The sequence below is a fragment of the Pseudomonas indica NBRC 103045 genome (assembly GCF_002091635.1).
In the GTDB taxonomy this organism is placed as follows: Bacteria; Pseudomonadota; Gammaproteobacteria; order Pseudomonadales; family Pseudomonadaceae; genus Pseudomonas_M; species Pseudomonas_M indica.
This window is the reverse complement of sequence record NZ_BDAC01000007.1, coordinates 68,734-88,412: the sequence shown is the minus strand read 5'-3', so window position 1 is coordinate 88,412 and position 19,679 is coordinate 68,734. Positions and strand designations below refer to the sequence as shown.

Annotated in this window: 7 protein-coding genes; 1 reads left to right on the top strand and 6 read right to left on the bottom strand. The window is 63.0% G+C overall.

Annotated features, from left to right (window positions below; genetic code table 11):
• Positions 1 to 16: 16 nt before the first annotated feature.
• From PIN01S_RS26310 to trxB, 6 genes are all read right to left on the bottom strand, one after another.
• Positions 17 to 262 (bottom strand): hypothetical protein, encoded by a 246-nt coding sequence (locus PIN01S_RS26310; protein ID WP_139809698.1) that lies wholly within the window; start codon positions 260 to 262, stop codon positions 17 to 19.
• Positions 262 to 1,713 (bottom strand): hypothetical protein, encoded by a 1,452-nt coding sequence (locus PIN01S_RS10550; RefSeq protein WP_084335622.1) that lies wholly within the window; start codon positions 1,711 to 1,713, stop codon positions 262 to 264. Before PIN01S_RS10550 ends, PIN01S_RS26310 begins: the two co-directional genes overlap by 1 nt.
• Positions 1,714 to 1,981: 268 nt before the next feature.
• Entirely contained in the window at positions 1,982 to 2,818 is an 837-nt protein-coding gene (locus PIN01S_RS10545) for a PoNe immunity protein domain-containing protein (RefSeq protein ID WP_244506017.1), read from the bottom strand.
• 11 nt (positions 2,819 to 2,829) lie between these two features.
• On the bottom strand, positions 2,830 to 14,592 hold the full coding sequence (locus PIN01S_RS10540; protein ID WP_084335620.1) for a two-partner secretion domain-containing protein: 11,763 nt from the start codon (positions 14,590 to 14,592) through the stop codon (positions 2,830 to 2,832).
• Positions 14,593 to 14,627: 35 nt separating this feature from the next.
• The gene (locus PIN01S_RS10535; protein WP_084335619.1) at positions 14,628 to 16,313 is read right to left on the bottom strand and encodes a ShlB/FhaC/HecB family hemolysin secretion/activation protein; all 1,686 of its coding nucleotides are present in this window, start codon (positions 16,311 to 16,313) and stop codon (positions 14,628 to 14,630) included.
• A gap of 198 nt (positions 16,314 to 16,511) precedes the next feature.
• A complete protein-coding gene (trxB, locus tag PIN01S_RS10530) occupies positions 16,512 to 17,459 on the bottom strand; it encodes a thioredoxin-disulfide reductase (RefSeq protein WP_084335618.1) in 948 nt (315 codons plus the stop codon).
• 233 nt (positions 17,460 to 17,692) lie between these two features.
• Between trxB and PIN01S_RS10525 the strand changes: the two genes are divergently transcribed.
• Positions 17,693 to 19,657, top strand: coding sequence for a sensor domain-containing diguanylate cyclase (locus PIN01S_RS10525; protein ID WP_084335617.1), 1,965 nt, complete (start codon positions 17,693 to 17,695; stop codon positions 19,655 to 19,657).
• Positions 19,658 to 19,679: the final 22 nt, after the last annotated feature.

The following is a 19,679-nucleotide window of genomic DNA, read 5'->3' as shown; positions in this document are numbered from 1 at the left end:
ACTCTGCACCCTCTTTCTAAAAAGCAGAGTCTTCATTCTCCAAAGCCTGGGGTAAAAACACTTCCGCTCTACTTACTATTTCTTTCATTTCATCAACACCAAGAGAGAAATCTTTCCCAATAGAATAAAATTTAAACTCCAATTTCCTATCAGAATTAACCGTCACTTCCAAAAAAGGTGCAGTTTCACCACTCAAATAAACACACAAATACGGATATTCACTATGGATATCACCAACTTTCTCAAACACTAAAACAGCCATCACCTCTGCACCCCTCTGAATCCAATAAATTCGCCTGATGCTGTCCAACTAGCAGCTCGCCCGTCAGGCAAAGTATATGTCACCCAACCATTCGGATATCTACCGCCTGCACCAGTTGTTCTCGAACCAGAGCTTAAAATTTCCTGAACTGCATTCGAAGCCAACTCATTAAGCTCTGCATCTGAACGGAATATTTTCCGCAATTCCTGCGTTGAGCTAAAACCAAAGTATTCTGGGTGTTTGGTTACCGCCCTGCCTGCATTAGTGATTACTTGCCCAACCTTAAAGGGCATCTCTGAAGCCGCTATAAATCGACTAGCTTCAGCCATCTCTGGCGCAGGCAGCCCCTTAACCTCCGCCACCGCCCTGGAGTATGAACCCGTCATCACGTTTCCGTCAGGCTGTACGATCTTCATCGCATCGCCGTTGACGGTCACCACGCTGCCTTTCGGTACCACTTGGCCGCTGGTCAGCACCACTTCTTCGGTCAGTTGGACGGTGGTGTCCTTCTGGATGATCCGACTGCCGGTAAAGTAGGACGAACCGTTGGCGACCAGGTTCGATAGTTCCTCTTGGACGATCCTCTCGCCTGCGGCACCGGCTTCCGCCGCGATGGTGCGGCGCGCCAGCATGGTTCTCACGGCTTGCACCGCACCGCCGCTGCCGCTCAGCAGAAGCGCCGCGTCGACGTCCCAGGTGACGTTGGCCACACCGCCACTGGCCACCTGCGATACGCGCTGGAAGGCGTCGTCGAAGTCGCTCTGGCTGGTGGAGCTATACAAAATTTCGTTCAGGTATCGAACGGCGTTTCGCTCACCGAACTGCTGCTTCCACAGCTCCGGCACCAGCTCTTCGGTACCCGCCCATGGAGAGCCTTGCGGTGTGAGGTAGGGCGCGCTGGTGTTGAATAGGGTCGAATCGTTGTACTGGGCATTCGTAGCCCGGAAGGCATAGACCGGAGCACCATTGGCGACAATCGGTTTGCCATCGGACCAGGTCAGCACAATGTTGCGCTCCGCCAGTCCCTGGACCACGCCCAGCGCCACCTTCAAGTCCCTGGCGAAAACATCAGCCTCCGGGTTATCGGGACCGAACTGCGCCAGAATCGCTTGCAGCCGCGCGTTCTCGGCTGCGTCCAGCTCCGCGCCGCTGGCCAGCAACAGCAGGTCTTCCCAAGTTGCCCCGGACTGGCTCCGCCCCTTCTCGCTCAGGCGATCCGCCTCTTCTTCCAGCGTTTTGCGCTCGGTCCGGTGCAACTGCCGGTTGTACAACTCCACGCCGGCCGCCGTACCGCCCGCCACCACCTTGCCGCCCGAGCCGGAGCCCACGCTCGTACCCACGCCCGTGGCGATCAGTGTGGCCAGAGCCTTCTGGTCGCTTTCTCCCAACCCGCTCTTGGCCAGAGCGTCGGCGATGACCGGCAGGAGGGCTGCCGCCGCACCCGCGCCCACGGCGCCGCTTTGGACGTTGCCGCTGGCCAGGCCCTGGACGGCGCCTGCTCGGCCACATCCAGATCCGAGCTACTGGCCAGTAACAGCAGGTCTTCTCGGGTCCGAACGTTTAGAAAGGTGGGACATCAGAGGGAACGCCGGCTTGTTCAGGTAGAAAAAATGACAAGTGACATAGCGGAAGCGATTAGAGAGCAACTGGCAGGGAGAAAATTCCTTCTGCCAGTGCAGGGGGAGGGTTGTTGGACGTTTGGACAGGACACCTGCCTATTTACTTTCCAAACAGTCTTAACAACCAGCTTTTCTTCTGCTCACGATGTACGAGGTGCGTACTTGGTCCATCCGGACGAAGCAAATCGCCTGGATAATTCTCATGCCCCAAGCAAAGACTTTCATCGATGCCAAAGGCTTTCACTGCCGCAACTGCTTCAATACACCAACGTCCAAAGTAGCTACCTTTCTCCAGCGGATGTTTTTCTGCATCGCCATAGTTATACCACCACAGTTCGTCTTTACCTTTGCGCTTCAGCTCTCCATACCAGTGCTCGACAAAACTAAGCAACAAAACTGCCTGATCCTCTCGCGATGCATCAATAGTCTCAAGTAAGCGGGTATAAGGTTTAGTATGTAGTAACTGGGTACCAACCTTGCGGAACGGCTGCCGGCTGGCAATTACCCGATCGAGCAACACATCCTCCCCTTCACCACCTATCAGCGTCAGCAGACGCTGCCATTGCTCCTCAGGAATCTCTAGGGCTAGCGCCAGCCCCACCAACCAGAAGCACCAGTTGTAATGGTTGAGGTTCGATAGTTCGAAGGTCCAGTCGCGGCAGCTCTTGAGATTGTGCTCACAGCAGATACGCTCGGCCAACTGGTTTGATCGCTCCCAGGCACTCAGCGCGTCAGAGAGGTACCGACCAAGCTCGCGGATAGTATCTCCGCGAGAATAACGACGCAGGAGAAGACGAAAATTATCTCTTGATAAATCAAACAAAAACTGCGCTTCATAGGTCTCATTAGCAGCTGGCGCAACTAAGGCATCCAACTTTTTACTTATTGTCTTCTCCGAAAAGCCGACCCAATGATTCCAATAAGAACCATCACCCATCGGTGCTCGAATCATAGTTTAGGCCCAACCATATCCACATTGGAATTAAGTATCCTTGACGTATCAATAGTTTTTACCTTCCCCAAGACATCAAGAACCTCGACAATTGTCGAGCCATCTGGCCGTGTAGTTACAACCCAGGTTTCGACTCGGCTGCCACGTACAGCTATCTCGATATCAGGAACCATGTTTTCCCCAACCGCTTTTTCCAGTCTTCCTGAGCCAAGAGTCCAACTTTCACTTCCCTGCCTTCCATCCGATGTATTACCCAAGCGCGAACTACCCTTGCCAGTTTCGCTGCCCACAAACTTGTACTCGATCACCACATAATCCACATCGGGGCGATTAACCTTATATAGATCATCAATACCCGTCTCACCGATTCCCGGCATACGAGCTAGTTTCTCACCATCTGGGATGATCTGCTTGACCGTGTTCTCACCAAACAGCTCACCCATCCTACCTTTCTGCTCGGTAGTCAACCTTTTCAAATCAAGCAGTGGTGCTCCATCCGACCCATGCACACCGCCGCTCTTGATCAGCGACTGCTTGGCTAGCTCAGTTAAGACTTCATCCAGCTTCTTGGTAACCGCCTCAGCAACTTCACTGGTCAGTTTTCCACCCGCCCTCCCAACCGAACTCGCACCAGCTACCGCCGTAGCCGTACGCACTAGCAGAAGGCTCTGCTGGGCAGCGGAAACATCCATGCCATAAATGGCATTGAGCCTAGCGCCAATTTCTGGATCAAAAGCAGTCGCCGCACCCTCACCGATCGCGTTGCCACTATCGTGCAGGCCGTCCTTCACGCTCTGAGGCAATCCTTTGATGCTTTCCCATAACCCTTCCAGTACAGTCCCCGGCTGCTCAACGATCGCCTTGCCGAGGTCAATCGCCCCATCCTTCAGGGCGATCCCTGAGTCCTGTAATTCCCTACGTAAACCGGCTCCCAAACTGCGGCTTATGCCGCTCTGCACGAAGTTGCGGTAAAACTGAGTGTCCGCCACATCCGCAAACATTTCTGGACGAAATAGTTGCTGCCCTTCAGCCGTGAACAAAGCCTGCTGTTCACCTAAGTCATTGATAAAGGTTTGGCCAGAAGCCAGCAGGAACGCCTTGGCGGCGCCATCGTCACCATCGCTGAGCAAAGCACGCCATAGGTAATCAGTTTCTTTCAAAGCTTGTTGGCCCAAACGCTCCAAAGCTTCTTGCTCACTAATGTCCTGCTCTTCCGCAAAGCGCTTGGCGTTCTTCATCAACCATTCTTGCTCACGTTCATGCAACTGCCGGTTGTACAACTCCACGCCGGCCGCCGTACCGCCCGCCACCACCTTGCCGCCCGAGCCGGAGCCCACGCTCGTACCCACGCCCGTGGCGATCAGTGTGGCCAGGGCCTTCTGATCGCTTTCTCCCAACCCGCTCTTGGCCAGGGCGTCGGCGATGACCGGCAGGAGGGCTGCCGCCGCACCCGCGCCCACCGCGCCGCTTTGGACGTTGCCGCTGGCCAGGCCCTGGACGGCGCCTGCCGTTGCATGCAGCAGGACGCGGGCAATACCGCCTTCGGCCCAGGCTGCCTTGCTGGCCGCGTCGGTGGCTTCACGCTCTTTCTTGTCCGCGTAGTCGCCGATCAGCTTGAAGGTATCCGCCGCCGTGGTGTTGGCCACGACGCCTACCGCCGTTCCGCCACTGACGCCACCGAACCCCGCCGCCACCAGGCCGGTGGTGATGTCGGCCAGCAGGCGTTTGTCTCCGCCGGCGGCCCAGGCCGCCGCCTCGGCAAGCGCGGCATTGGCGGCCGCGATGTCCGCAGCCGCCCCCGTCTGATTGGCGCGTTCGACTTTCTGCTGCGCCTCGTCCTGTTTCGCCTTGGCCATGACGCCGACGATTCCCTGCCCCAGCGCCGCCGTGCTCTGGATCAGGTCGATGCGCTCCTGCATCGCTCTTTCATTCGGGCGCTCCAGCCCCTGGTTCGCCGATGCCGTATCGCGGCTCAGGCCATCGAGGTCATGGGCCCCTTCGGGATTGCGTACTTCGACGGTCCCGGCGCCGATGGCGCTGCGGGTGGTGCTATGGTCGGACTCGCTCAACGCGATCGGCAGGCCACCGCCGATGCCACTCTTGCCGGCGACTTCCTTACCGCCATTCGCCGGATGGCTCGATCCCGAGCTGCTGGCGGAGACGCTGATACTGCCAGCCCGGCTCTTGATTTCGCTGCGGTTGCGGATATCGCTGAATTCGAGACGGTCGGTACTCAGGCGGTTCTTATCCGCCGTGGCTTCGCTGGCGATCACGCCACCTTGCAGGTGGGTGGTGTCGCCCACGCGGATGTCGTAGCCGCCCTGGCCTGCGTAGATGCCACTCTGCTCGGTAACCGCCCGGTATTCGACGCTGGTCTTGCCTTCCGCCAAGCTACCGCTGGCGCTGACCGTCGAGCCGTAGCAGAACGGCGGAACGCAAATGCTGACACCCGCACCCGCGCTCTTCTGCTCGGTCTTGCTCTTCGCTTCATCCTGGCGCGACTGGATATTCAGGTCGCCGCCAATGGCGGCCTGTACCTTATCGGCCTGGATCTTCGCACCGGCCAGGGTGGTATCGCCGCCGCTGACCAGCAGCAGCGAGCCGGTATCCAGATGGCTGTTGACCTGGGTCACCTCATGACCGCTGCCGGTCCCCGTTGCGGTCTTCGCGCCCAGGTCGAGGGTGAAACCGTTCTGCTCGCCGATGTTGAAACTTGCACCGATGCTGGTGCGGTTGCCCTTGCTCTGGTTGTCCCAGTCGCGCCGCGCCTGCGCGCTTTCCAGCAGGATGTCGTTCTTGGCCAGCAATTGTGTGTCGGCGGCTTTCAGGTCACTGCCGACCACTCGGATATCGCCTTGCGAGGAGGCATCCTTGCCCGTCGCGGTGATATTGAGCGTGCCACCGCTGTTCAGCGTCGACTGGCGAACCGTTTCGCTGCTGTATTCGCTGCTGCTCTTGCTGCGGCTGTAGGCTACTTCGGTGCCGATCTTGATCACCGAGCCGCCGCTGTTGGCGGGCTTGCCGTCGGCGAGGTTCGCCGCCGAGCTGTCCATGTCGCTGGCCAGCGAGTAGGTCGACAGAAGGGCCTGGGCACCTTTTACCGCTTTCAGGCGATCATCCTCGGCGTCACGCGCAGCCCGGACGTTGTCACGGATACTTTTCACCGTATCGACGAGGGCACCGCCCACGACCCGGCCGACACCCAGGCTGCTGGAGCTGCTCTGGCTGGTCTCCTTCGCGGTTTCGATGCCCGCCTCGATATTGACGTCCGAGGCCACCAGGCGCATGTCCTTGGTGCTTACCAGGTCGCTGGCGATGACATCCATGCGCCGACCGGCCACCAGTTCGACATTGCCTTCGCTGGAGCCGATGGTGCTGCCGGTCAGCGTGGTTTCCTGGGCGCTGCCGTTACCCTTCTGCTTGCTGATCGATAAATGCAGGTCGCCGGTAATGTCGTCCAGGCCGAGATTGTTGCCGGTGGCGATGCCGGTCAGGTCACGACTCTTGACCTTGTGCTTCTCCGTGCGGCTGAAGCTGTTGGTACCGGCTTCGACGCTCAGGTCACGTCCGGCAACGACGCTCAGGTCGCCAGTACTGACCAGCCCAGAGCCGGTCACCTTGACGTCGCGCCCGGCCTGGATGCCTAGTGTCTCGCCAGAGATCAGGCTGCCCACCACCTCGGTCTGGCTTTCCGCGACCTCGTGCTTGGCTTTACCGGACTTCAGGCCACCCCAACTGCGCTTGCTGGTACTGCTGCTGTGGCTGGTTTCCAGGCTGTCGAGCACATGGCCGATCTGCACATCGCCAGCGGCCGACAGACTGACAGCCCCGCCGCGCGACTCGATCTCGCTACCCATGATCCGCATGTCCTCGCCCGCCAGCAGCACGGCATCGCCGCCGCTGCCAAGGAGGGTGCCAACCTGACTGATCTGAGTGACTTCGTCACGCCGCGCCTTTTTGCTGTTGCTGCTCTTCTTGCGGATATCGCTGAGGTCGTGGCTGTAATCCTCGGCGCTCAATAACTCCAGGTTGCCACCCGCCACCAGGTAGGCTTCGTCTCCCGCTTTCAACGTACTCGCCACAGCCGTGAGATCCCCACCGGCCTGGACCAGCAGGTCGCCGCCTGCCGACAGTTCGCTGCCCTGCTGGGTCACGCGGTCGCGTTCGATATCCACATCCTTGTGGTTGCCGTCGCGGTGCAGTTCGAAATGGCTTTCGTTGGCGGCGGACTCCAGGCGTACGTCGCCCGTTGCCGACAAAGCCATGTCACGCCCTGCTGTCACACGGCTGGCGCTCACCGTCAGGTCGTTGCCGGCGCTGGCGCTCAGGTCGCGGCCCGCGTTGATGTCCGAGCCGTGCTGGGTCACTTGTTCGCGGCCGATATTGTATCGGCTGGCGTCACGGCGGCTGAGGTCATGCTCCGCTGCGGAGACCAGCCTCAGGTCGCGTCCGGCGCTCATCGCCAGGTCGTTACCGGCACTCAGGGCGCTACCGATGTTCTGGATGTCACGCCCGGCACTGAGCGTCAGGTTGTTGGCCGCTTCGATGCGGGCTGCGCTGTCGGCGAAGGCTTCTCGGTCGGTGTAGCCAGCGCCCGCCGATGCATGGGTGGTGAGGCTGCGTTCGTTGACGATGTCGCCGGTCAGGGCGATGGCCGAGACGTCGCGCCCGGCGATGATGCCGCCCTGGGCGTTGCGGATGCTGTCGGTAGCCAGCAACGACAGGCGTTCGTTGGCTTCCATCAAGCCGCCGTTGGCGATGTTATTCGCCGTCACATCCAGATTGCGGCCGGCGCGCAGGGTGCCCTGGTTGCTCAGGTCCTGACCGGCAATCAATGCCACGTCGCGGCCCTGGATCAAGGCTCCGTTGGGGGCCAGGCGATCCTTGGCCTGGGCCAGGTAGAGCACCGGCACCAGCACCTTCTCGCCCAACACCTCCTGCTCTTCCAGCCATACGATGTCGTGGGTCAGCGCTGCCACCTGTTCGGCGGACAGGGTGACGCCCAGGCTGAGCCCCAGCGATGCCTTGCTGGCGATGGCGTTGTCCATCAGGTAGCGGAACATCGCCTCGTCCGAGGTCAGCCCGGCAAGGAAACGCTGGCCGGTGCGCGCCACAATGGCTTCGCGGATCAAACGCTGTTCGTAGAAGCCATCGCCCAGGCGCTTCTGCGCCATGTCGGTGTCGTAACCCAGGTTGCCCAGCAGGTAGTCCGAACTCATGAACTGCTTGAGGTTGGTCAGCGCCGGGTTGGTTTCGATCAGGTATTTGTGCGCGCCGGCCGGGCGGCTGGTGGCGGGCAAGCCCTCAATACCCTCCACAGCCGGCATACCAGCCGAGACCGTGGGAGCCGCTCCTTGGGTATCGCCCAGGCTCAAGCCGCTGGCCGTTGCGACGTTGGCCATCGGGGTATCCTGCCCAATGCCCACTTGCACGGAGCCGCCTTGTTGCGTCTCGACCGCCACGCCGCTCTGGGCCGCGCTGGCCGTACCGGCCGTCGCATCCTGGCTGCTGATGCGGAACAGCCCATTCTGGCCGCTGGGCAGGCTGAAGCCCGGCAGAGTCAGTGGATTCACCTGACGCTGGCGCAGGTCCGGGGGCAATTGTGGGTTGAGGGTAACGATGGTGGTGAGGTCATTGCCCGCCACGTAGGTTTCGCCGACACGGCTGCCGATCCGGGTATAGGCGAACGAAGGCCGGATAACGCCTTGCTCCACCGTCTGCGCGGTGATCGTGACGTTACCGCCAGCTTGGACCACCGCGTCATAGGCGGCATCCTCCCGGGCGGTGAATACCGGGCTACCCAGGCTGTAGTTGTCGTAAATGTAAGCCTGGATGAACTGATTGATGTCGCGGGTGATAGTGCCGCTGCTGGTGCTCTCCGGCCAATGACGCGCGTTGAAGACGTCGACGGCGTTGAAGACGTTTTCGATGGAGTTGGTACGGTGCGAGTTCAGGAAGCGCTTGCGGGTGTAGTCGCCCACTTGCGCGCCCTGGTTGCTGAAGGTGTCCGAGTCGATGCGCAGGTCCCCCGCCGCCGCGATCAGGCTATAGCGATTCTCTACGGCGCCGCCGCTCAGATGCATGCCGCCGCCGGCCAGCAACGAAGCTCGGGCGCTGGCATCGGTCGCTTCGGTGCGGTCCACCTCTTCCAGGATGAAGTTGGCGTTACGCTTGCCGCTGCAGTCGTAGCAACCGGCATAGGTCATGCGCGCGGCCAGCTTGCGGGTGGTGATGTTCAGTGTTTCGCGGGCGTTGGTCAGGCTGCTGGCGGCGATGCTCATGTCGCCTGCGCTTTCCACGGTGCCGGAGAGGTTGCTGAACAGGCTGGCCTCCGCGCCCTGGGTGTTCCGGGCAATGACCAGCAGACCGTTGCTGTAGATATCGCCGCGCCGGTTGGTCAGTTGGTTGCCAAACAGGCGCATATCCGCGCCGCTGAATACCAAGCCTTCCTCGTTGAGGAAGACAGTGGTGAACGCATCGAGACGCTCGCCCGCCCCCAGCGTGCCGTAGTTGTTCAGCGTCGCTGCGCGGAGGGTGAGGTCTTCTGCGGCGGTCAGCGTGCCGTAGTTGCTCAGGGTGCCGGTCGCGGTGAGGCTGCCGATGCCGCCGGCGGTAACGCTGGCGGCGTCCGTCAGGTCGATGTCAACCGCCTTGAGGCTGAGGTCGCCCAGGCTGGTCAGGCGACCGCTGCCACCGTAGCTGCCAGTCAGGGTGAGGCTGACACTGCCATCGCTCGCCAGCAGGCCATTGTTGATCCAGTTGCCGCCCGTGCCGGTCAGCGACTGGCTGGCCAGGAGTTGGCCCTCGGCGGTCTGGGTGAAAGTGCCAATGTTGAGGGTCAGGCGAGCAGCCTGGAGTACGCTGCTGTTGGTCCAGCTATCGGCGCTGAGGGTCAACGAGCCGTTGGTGACCAGGCTGCCGCCGGCCTGCATGACCTGACTGGACGCGAGGCCAAAGGTACCGCTGCCCGTATGCAGCATCTTGCCGGCCGCGTTCATCAGGCTGGCCAGGGAAAGCGTGAAGTCGATATTGGCGGTTTCGAGTGTGCCGAAGCGGTTGTCCAGCGCACCGCTGGTGGTGGTGATCCGTGTCGTTCCAGTGTTGCCGAGGGCGCGCAGGGTACCGGCGGTATTGTCGATGGCACCGGCCTTGAGGCTGAGCGTGGTGTCGCTTTCGACCACGCCAAAGTGGTTGTTCAGGACGCCACTCAGGCTGAAGTCGACGGTATGCGCACCAACCTGTCCCCCCTCCCCCTGAGCCACGCCCTGGTTGTTGAAATCACCCGCGATCACGGCGAGCAGTTGATGTGCGTAGAGACCGCCGCCCTGGTTATTGACTGTCGCGGTGCCGATGTCGAGATCGGCATCGCCGGTTAGTGCGGAGATGTGTCCGCCACGGTTGTCGAGGCCGTTCGCGGTGATGTCCAGGGCTTGTGCCTGGGTGGTGCCGGCGTCGTTGTCGAACAAACCGGTGGTGATCAGTTTCAGCCAGCCGTTCATGCTGCTGAGCACGCCGCCGCTGTTGTCGACGCGACTGGCCTGTTGCAGGTCGAGGTTACCAGCCCGGCTTTCGAGACGCCCGCCTTGGTTGTTCAGCGCACCATCCAGGTTGATGGCGAGGTCCTGCTGGCTGCTCAGTGTGCCGTCGGCATTGTTCAGGCTCTGTGCCCGGATACCGATGGTGTTCTGTTGGCTGTGAATCAAGCCGTCGGTGCTATTGTCCAGCCCGCCGCTGAGGGTGATGCCGAGGGCGTTACGCGCAGCGAGGGTACCGCCGTTACTGTTGTTCAGGCTGGCAGCCGTCAGGTGCAGCAGGTTCTGGCTGATCAGGCTGCCGCCCCGGTTGTCGATGGCAGCCGCCTTGAGCACCAGCGGGCCAGCACTGGCCAGCTTGGCGCTTTGTGTATTGAGCAGGTTGCCGGCCAGCGTCAGGGTCAACGCGGCGTTGCTGGAAAGCTGGCCCGCGCTGTTGTCCAGACTGGCCGCGTTGACGGTGGCCGTCTTCTGGCTGCCGATCTGCCCGGCATGGTTGTCTACCGCACCGGCGCTGGCGGTCAGCCCGCCCTGGGTATCGATCAGGCCACCGTCACGGTTGTTCAGTGCGCCGGAGAGGGTCAGTTCGAGGTCGCCCCCACTGGAGAGAATGCCCTTGGCACTGTTATCCAGGCTGGCAGCCGCCACGCTCAGCGCGCCCTTGCCGACCACTGCACCTTCGCCGCTGTTGTCGAGCGCACCGCTCAGCTCGACGCCGACGCTACCCTCGCGGCTGGACAAGGTACCCAGGCCGCTGTTGTTCAGGCTACCGGCCTTGACCGTCAACCCTAGCCAGCCGGAAATCAAACCACCACCGGCGTTACGCAGTGCCCCGGTGCCCAGTTCGAGCCCGAGGGTGCCGGCGCTGATCAGCCGTCCCTTGTCGCCGTTGTCGATCGCGCTGGCGGTCAGGTTGTAGCTCTGGCTGCTGGAAAGCTCGCCGCCGCGGTTGTCCAGCTTGCCCAGGTTTTCCAGGGTGAGCGCCCCTTGGGCGCTGAGCAGGCCGCCACGGTTGTCCAGGTCGCCACCCAGCAGGTCGAGATGTACGCCGGCCTCGCCGATCAGGCGCCCTTGCTGCTGGATCAACCGCGCGACGGTCAGGCTCAGGTCGCCCTTGGCCGAGACCTCGCCGCCATGGCTGGAATCCAGGCTATCGGCCGTCAGGGCCAGGCCGGCCGCGCTGGCGATCAGGCCCTTGTCGCGGTTGTCCACGGCGTCGGCAGACAAGCTCAACGCCTGCTGGCTGCTGATCACGCCGTTGCGGTTGTCGAGGTTGCCGGTGGTGGCCTCCAGGGTGCCCTGGCTGGCCAGGATGCCGCCCTGGTTGTCAGCGGTGCCGGTGGTCAAGCGCAGCGCGCCGCCGCTGGCCAGCAGTCCATCGCTGGAGTTGTCCAGTTCGGCGCTATCGATCTTCAGCGCGGTGCTGGCGGAGATCAGGCCCTGGCCGTGGTTATCCAGCTTGCCTTTGAGGTCGATGCCGATATCGCCCTTGCTGACCAGCACACCGCCCACGGAGTTGTCCAGGCTACGGGCCTGCACCGTCAGCTTGGCGGCGGAGAGCGCGCCCTTGAGGTTGTTCAGCAGGGCCCCGGTGATCTGCAGCTGCAGTTCCTGGCTGCTGATGATGCGACCGGCAGCGTTGTTCAGCTCACGGGCCTTGAGCAGGAAGCTCTGCGTGCTGGAAATCTCGCCACCGAGCGAGTTATCGACCCGGCCGAGGTTGTTCAGCAACAGCGTGCCAGGCGTGGCGATCAGGCCGTGATCGCTGTTGTTCAGGGCGCCCCCCTGGAGGTCGAGGGTCAGTGCGGTTTCGCTGACCAGCTCGCCCCCTTTCTGTTGATCGAGGCCGCTGGCGGTGACCTGTACCTCACCCTTGGCCGCGATCCGCCCCTGGTCATGGTTGTTGATCTGGCCCGCAGTGACCGTCAGGCCCGCACCACTCGTGGTCAGGCCACCTTGGCTGTTGTCCAGGCTGCCCGCCTCGACCGTCAGGCTGCCGCCGCTGAGCAACGCCCCCTGGCCATGGTTGTCCAGTGCGCCGGACAGTTGCACGCCCAGCGTTTTCTGGCTGCTCAGGGTGCCGCCTGTGCTGTTGTCCAGGCTGTCGCCGGTCAGGAGCAGGCCGTCGCGACCGCTCAGCATGCCTTTGGTGTGGTTGAGCAGGCGCTGCACGGTGAGGGTCAGGCCCTGGTCGCCGATGATCAGGCCACCGTTGCTGTTGTCCAGCAGCGCGGCCGGTTGTCCGGCGACGGCCTGCACGCGGAGGTTGGCCTTGCCCTGGGTGGAGATTTCCCCACCGCCGTTGAGCAAGGATTCGCCGACACGGATCTCCAACCCTTTGCTGGCGGCGATAAGACCGGCATTACGGTTATCCACCTGATCGGCATCGAGGGTCAGTTGGCCCTGGCTGAGCAGTTCGCCGCCCTGCTGGCTGAGATTGCCCACACGGACGGTGACATCGCCCTTGGCAGCGACCTGACCACCGTTTCCATTGCGCAACTCGCTAGCAGTGGCGTTGAGTTGGCCATCGGCAATGACCGTGCCTTGCTCTCGGTTGTCCACCGCATCCACCGCAACCGCCACATCGGCCTTGCCGCTGACCAGGCCACCGCGGTTGTCCAGGCTCTTGCCGGTGATGTCCAGGCGTTGGGCGGCGACGATGGCGCCATCCTGGTTATTCACCGCCGCCTCGACCAGTTTCAGGCTGCCCTGGCTGCTCAGCGTGCCTTGGGCGCTGTTGTCCAACTCACTGGCCGTTACGCTAAGCGCGCTGCCGGCGGTGACCAAGCCACTACGGTTATCGACCTTGCCGCCCTCGATGGCGACTACGGTCTGGCTGGAGATTTCCCCGGCCTGGTTGTCCAGATGGTTCGTACTGGTGAGGTTCAGGTCCTTGCCGCTGGCAACCAGGCCACCGCGATTGTTCAGCGCGTCGACGTCCACGGTCAGGCTGCCACTGGACAGCAGCCGGCCCTTGGCACTGTTATCCAGCGTTGCGGCGCCGACCGTGGTGCTGGCCTTACCGCTCAGGGTGCCGCCACGGTTATCCAGCGTCCCGGTGAGGTTGGCATCCAGGTTCCGACTGGCGATCACCGTGCCGCTGTTGCGCACGCTCTGGCCGGTCAGGCTGACATCACCCGTAGCGTTGCGCGTGTTGTCCGGGTTGACGCCCGCTTCGATCACGCCGGCGTTGCTCACTTGTAGGCCGGTCAGGCTCACCGTGTTGCGCGCCGCCAGGCTTTGCCGGTTGGCGATTTCGCCGCTGGCCTGGGCGTTGACCGTGTTGCCGGCGTAGGTCTTATCGGTCAGTTCGATGCTTTGGGCATTCAGGCGGATATCACCGCTGGCCGCAGTCTGCGCCAGGGTCAGCCGGCCGTTGGCGTCGATGCGGATATCCCCGCCGCTGGCAGCCATGTCGCCAGCCAGTTTCACCCCCACCCCAGCCTCGGTGCCGACCAGGCGGATCGCCCCGGCGTACATGCCGCCCAAGGCCGAGCTGTCGATGGCCAGGGCCGGTTTGTCGCTGCCGTCGTCGGCCTTGGCGGTGACGCTGAGGTCGCCGGCCTTGACCTCGTTGCGTCCGGTGATGACGTTGAGCTGCTTCGCGTGCAGCTCGGCGTTGAGCCTGGCGCTGCGGGTGATCAGATCGAACTGGTCGATGTTGCTGGCGTTGAGGCCGGCGCCTTCGATGACGATCTCGCCGCCGTCGACGCTGAAGCGGTCCAGCCGGCCGTTCTCGACCACCGGTTTGCCGGTGCTGAGGGTGACCCGCGGGGTGTTGAGGAAGCCGCAGCCGTCGCAGGTGATGCCATGGGGGTTGGCGACGATGACGTGGGCGGATTTGCCCGCCACTTCGGTGTAGCCCTTGAGTTGGCTGGGGTTGCCGCCGGTGACTTCGTTGAGGATCAGCCCCGCCGCTTGACCCTGGAGGTTCGCGTTGCCGAGGATGATGCCGCCGAGCTGGGTGCTTTGCGTGGCGCTGGTGGCGTTGTTGAGGATCAGGCCCTGCTGGCCGACATTCAGCTCGCTGAATTTGTTGTGCGAGAGGCCGTTGCTATTGGGCTTGGCGATGTTGACCACCGGCACGCCGTTGCCCGCCTGGGTCAGCGTGGCGCCGCCGCCGGCCGCCACCGCCAGGTCCGCCGCGGTGGCGACGAGGGGGTTGAGGAACAGTACGCCGCTAAGGATCAGGGCGATGTTCTGGAAGAAGGGACTACGGACGTCCATGCGGGAAAACTCCTGCCTACAGCGAATCGGAAAAATCAGAAGAAGAGGTCGAGCCGGAAGTACACCGGGTGCTCGCGGCGTTCGATGGCGTCGGGTCGCTCCAGGGAACGGGCGAAGGTGACCGCGGCCGCCAGGTACTGGCCGCGCGCCGACAGTTCGACGGCGTTGCCGCTGAGCCGGCCGCTCTGGCCCGGGTTGTGGCGATTGCCATGGATGACGCCGAGGTCGTAGGCGAAGGCCAGGCCGTATTCTTGTACGAAGGGCCGCAGCGGTTCCCAGCCCACCGGCCGGCGCCAGCGCAGTTGGTTGCGCCAGTAGCCGCCGCTGTCGCCGGAGAGGGATTGCTCCTTGAAGCCGCGCACCGAGGAGAGTCCGCCCAGGCTGATGCGCTGCGGGCCGAACAGGACGTCTTCGCTGCGCTGGCCATTGATCAGGCTGTCGAAGCTGAAGGCTTCGTCCCACAGCCGGAACGGCTGCAGGTAGCTGGCAGTGAGGCCGTACTTGTTGTAGCGGGCGACCGGCTGGCCGCCCCGAGGATGGTCGTTCTGCTGGGCGTCGAAGGCACCGATGCCATGCTGCCAGCCGAGGTCGAGGTTGACGAAGGCGTTGCCGATGCGCCGGCCGTGGTTGAAGCCGAGCTGGCCTTCGGAGAGGCGCTGGCTGGAGACGTCGACCAGGGAGTCTTCGATGTAGTTGCGGGTGCGCAGGTGGCTGACGCCGAGGCTGGCGGCGGTCTTGCTGACGCTGTCACGGTGCAGCACGCGCTCGCCGGCGAGTTGGTGGCTGCGGCTGTCGCCGTCCAGTTGGAAGGCGAAGCCGTTGGCGTCGTTGAGGGTGCGGTAGTCGCTCTGGCTGTAGCTGTAGCGGAAGGTCCACCAGCCGTAGGGCAGGCTGTAGGCGAGGCTCTGGCTATTGGACTGGCGCTGGCTGTCGCTCACCGCGTCACGGCCGGCGCGCAGGTTGAGCTGGTCGGCCAGGCCCAGCGGGCTGTCCCAGTCCAGGCCCAGGCCCCACTGTTGTTCGCCGGTGCTGGCTTCGCCGTCGTTGTGCCGGGCCAGGCTGGCGCGCCAGGGTTTGTCCGCCTCGCCCTTGAGCTGCACGCGGCTGCCGCCCACCGCCTCGCCGGGGATTAGTTCCAGTTGCGCCTGGCGCGACGGCAGCCGGCCGAGCTGGTCGACCAGTTGTTCCAGTTCGCGCAGGTTGAGCGGTTCGCCCGCACGTCCGGGGAAGGCCAGGGCCAGTTCGCGCTCGCTGGCCACGGCGGAGGAATCCAGCCCTTCGAGGCGGCCTTCCACCACCAGCACCTCCAGCTCGCCGTCGGCCAGGTCCTGTTGCGGCAGGTAGGCACGGGAGGTCACGTAGCCGCGGTCGATGTAGTGCTGGGTGATGGCCTTGAGCAGCTCGTTGAGCTGGCTGGCACCGAGGCAGCGTTGTTCGAAGGGGGCCAGCAGTTCGCGCTGCTGGGTGGGGGACATCAGGGTGGCGCCTTGCAGACGGATGCGCTCGATCTGGAAACAGGGCTCGTCGACGGCCGGCGCGGCGGGCTCGACCGGCGCTTCGCGACCGGGCAGTTGTTGCAGCTCTTCCAGGCGCTTGCGCTGCTCTTCGAGCACGCGCTCCTGGCGGTCGCGGATCAGGTCGCGGTCGCCGGGCAGCGGCTCGGCGGCCTGGAGAGAAGCGGAGAAAAGAATAAAGAACGAGACAAACGACAGCCTGAACATCAACCACCCACTCCTTGGAGAATACTGGCACTCCAACATCAAAGGGTGGCGATTTTCTACTAGCCTATGGGCGAAACAATCAGGAAATCCCTAGACGGTCCGGTTCTGTATCAAAAATGAGACCAGACGCACAAAAACAAACAAAACTAAAAAGCCCCACCAAGGTCATCGGCGGGGCTTTTCCTTTCGCCCTCAGATTCAGAGCGCGTCGAGATAACGCTCCACGTCCAGCGCGGCCATGCAGCCCGCACCGGCAGAAGTGATCGCCTGGCGGTAGATGTGGTCGGCCACGTCGCCGGCGGCGAAGACGCCCGGCACGCTGGTGGCGGTGGCATTGCCTTCACGACCGCCGTCGACCACCAGGTAACCGTCCTTGAGCGCCAGTTGGCCTTCGAACAGGGAGGTGTTCGGGGTATGACCGATCGCGACGAACAGGCCATCCACTTTCAGGTCTTCGCGGCTGCCGTCCAGCGTCTTCACCCGCACACCGGTGACGCCCATGTCGTCGCCCAGCACCTCGTCGATCTCGGCATTGAGTTTCAGCTCGATCTTGCCCTCGGCGACGCGGGCCATCAGCTTGTCCTGCAGGATCTTCTCGGCGCGGAAGCTATCGCGGCGGTGTACCAGGGTCACCTTGCGAGCGATGTTGGCCAGGTACAGCGCCTCTTCGACCGCGGTGTTGCCGCCACCGACCACTGCCACGTCGCGGTTGCGGTAGAAGAAACCGTCGCAAGTGGCGCAGGCGGACACGCCCTTGCCCATGAACGCCTGCTCCGAGGGCAGCCCCAGGTAACGGGCGCTGGCGCCGGTGGCGATGATCAACGCATCGCAGGTGTAGGTGCCGCTGTCGCCCTTGAGGGTGAACGGCCGGCCGGCCAGGTCGACGCCATGGATATGGTCGAAAACGATCTCGGTCTCGAAGCGCGCAGCGTGTTCCTGCATGCGCTGCATCAGCGCCGGGCCGGTGAGGCCATGGGGGTCGCCCGGCCAGTTGTCGACTTCGGTGGTGGTGGTGAGCTGGCCGCCGGCCTGCAGGCCGGTGATCAGCAGCGGCTTGAGGTTGGCGCGCGCGGCATAGACCGCCGCGGTGTAACCGGCAGGGCCGGAGCCGAGAATGATGACGCGGGCATGACGTACCGCTGACATGGTGAAGCTCCTTCCGACGACGGCCGGTAAATAAAAGGGGCTGACCCTAAGCACTAGGGGAAGGCTTGAGGAGTGGGCAGCCCGGAAACGGGAAAGGGTCCGAAACGTGGAGCCAGGGTAGCCACCCGCCGTCGATTGAAGAAATTTCCTTTCTCAATTCCTCCAATAGGTGCCTACTATTTGTTCAGCGGATGCTGGCTATACTGCTTGCAACGACGGACTCAGGTCTCTGCATGCTTTTACGCAACCGGTTGTTCTGGCTGCTTGCCCCCCTCGCGACGCTCACCCTGGCGACCGTCTATCTACTGGCCGATCGCATTCTGCTGAAACGTTTCGACCAACAGGACGCCACCGCCCTGCGCCAGGAAGTGGTTCGCCTGCACAGCCTGATGCGCTTCGAAACCGGCAATACCCTGGACCTGGCTCGCAGCTATGCCTGGTGGTCGGAAAGCCTGGATTACGTGCGCGACCCCAACCCCGAATTCATCGAAGGCAACCTGGATGAGGAGTCGGTCCACAACATGGGGCTCGACTTCATGCTCTACCTCGATCCGTCGGGGAAGGTCCTGGCCGAGCGCTGGGTCGAGCATGAGCTGGAAGGCGCCGCCAGCTCCCAGAACATAGACACCGCCGTGCTCCAACAGGCCGTCGTCCTGCATGCCGTGCGGCTCGGTGCAGTGGACAACCGGGGCGATCCTCTGCACAGCGTTGCCCTGCTCTCGCTGATCCGGAACGTGCCGCTGATCCTGGTCTCGGCCGCCATCACCGACAACCAGGCCAAGGCCCCGCCCCTGGGCGCCATCGTCGCCGGGCGTTTCCTCGGCACCGAGCATCTGAACATCCATCTCAGCCTGATCGACGCGAAGCTGGAGCTGCTGCCGCCCGACAAGAACGAGATTGGCTGGCCCTTCCTGATCGAAGACAGCGACCACAACGCCCCGGTCCAGATCAGCCCGCGCCGGATCGAAGCGCAAACGCAATCGATGCAGCTGCTTTACCGCAATGCCGCGGGCGAGCCGGAGCTGCTTTTCGGCCTGACCAAGCCCCGTGTGCTGTACCAGGGGGGCAAGCAGGCGATCGACTTCTTCCTCTATATCTCCGTCTCCGTGGCCATCGCCGCCTTGCTGCTGGCCTACCTGGCCCTGGAGTTCGGCGTGCTGCGCCGCATCATGCGCTTGAATCGCGAAGTCGCCGCTATCGGCCACGATGCCCGCACCGCCCGCATCGGCGATCTCGGCAAGGACGAACTGGGCCAGCTTTCCCGCGAACTCAACCGGATGCTCGAACGCCTGCAACAGAGCGAAGCCCGCGACCGACTGATCCTCGACAGCATCCAGGACGCCTATTTCGAGATCGACGCCAAGGGCACGCTGCGCGCAGCCAACCAGGCCCTGTGCGATCTGTTCGGCTATTCCCCGGACCAGATCGTCGGCCGCTCCTACCGCGAAATACTCGGCGACCCCGATGTCGAGCGCGCAAAAAAACAGTTCGCCGAGGCGCTCCGTGGGGGGAAGCCTATTTTCACCTCGTCCTTCAAGCGCCGCGACGGCAATCTCGGCCACTTCGAAACGCGCTTTTCCATCATTCAGGACATGCAGGGCCAGTTCGCCGGCTTCCGCGGCATCCTGCGCGACATCACCGCGCAGATGGCCTACCAGAACCAGTTGCTCGACATGGCCTACCGCGACCCGCTGACCAACCTGGGCAATCGCAAGGCCTTCAGCGAACAACTCAAGGACGCCTTGGAACTCGCGCAACGCCAGCAATCCTCGCTGGCCCTGCTGTACCTGGACCTGGACAGGTTCAAGGAGGTCAACGACCGCTTCGGCCACGACATCGGCGATGCCCTGCTGGTGGCCATCGCCGACCGCTTGCGCGGCGCGCTGCGCCAGCCGGACCGGCTCTATCGCCTGGGCGGCGACGAATTCACCCTGCTGCTGCCCGGCTCGGACAGCGACTCGGCCTCCGGACTTGCCCTGCGCCTGGTGAAGGTACTGGATGCGCCCTTCACGCTGGGTGGACACGTCATCGACTTCGTAACGCCGAGTGTCGGCATCGCCCTCTTCCCCACCCATGCGCAGGACGCGGAAAGCCTGATCAAGGCGGCCGACAGCGCCATGTACCAGGCCAAGCGGCAGCGCAACTGCGCGTTTCTCTATCATCCGCCGAGGCTTTCAACGCATCCGCAAAGCCGGTAAGGTCGGCGCGTTTCCACCGTGC

Excerpts from the sequence above, each read along its gene's own strand:
- PIN01S_RS26310 (WP_139809698.1), bottom strand. The coding sequence starts at position 262 with ATGGCTGTTTTAGTGTTTGAGAAAGTTGGTGATATCCATAGTGAATAT.
- PIN01S_RS10545 (WP_244506017.1), bottom strand. The coding sequence starts at position 2,818 with ATGGGTGATGGTTCTTATTGGAATCATTGGGTCGGCTTTTCGGAGAAG.
- PIN01S_RS10540 (WP_084335620.1), bottom strand. The coding sequence starts at position 14,592 with ATGGACGTCCGTAGTCCCTTCTTCCAGAACATCGCCCTGATCCTTAGC.
- PIN01S_RS10535 (WP_084335619.1), bottom strand. The coding sequence starts at position 16,313 with ATGTTCAGGCTGTCGTTTGTCTCGTTCTTTATTCTTTTCTCCGCTTCT.
- trxB (WP_084335618.1), bottom strand. The coding sequence starts at position 17,459 with ATGTCAGCGGTACGTCATGCCCGCGTCATCATTCTCGGCTCCGGCCCT.
- PIN01S_RS10525 (WP_084335617.1), top strand. The coding sequence starts at position 17,693 with ATGCTTTTACGCAACCGGTTGTTCTGGCTGCTTGCCCCCCTCGCGACG.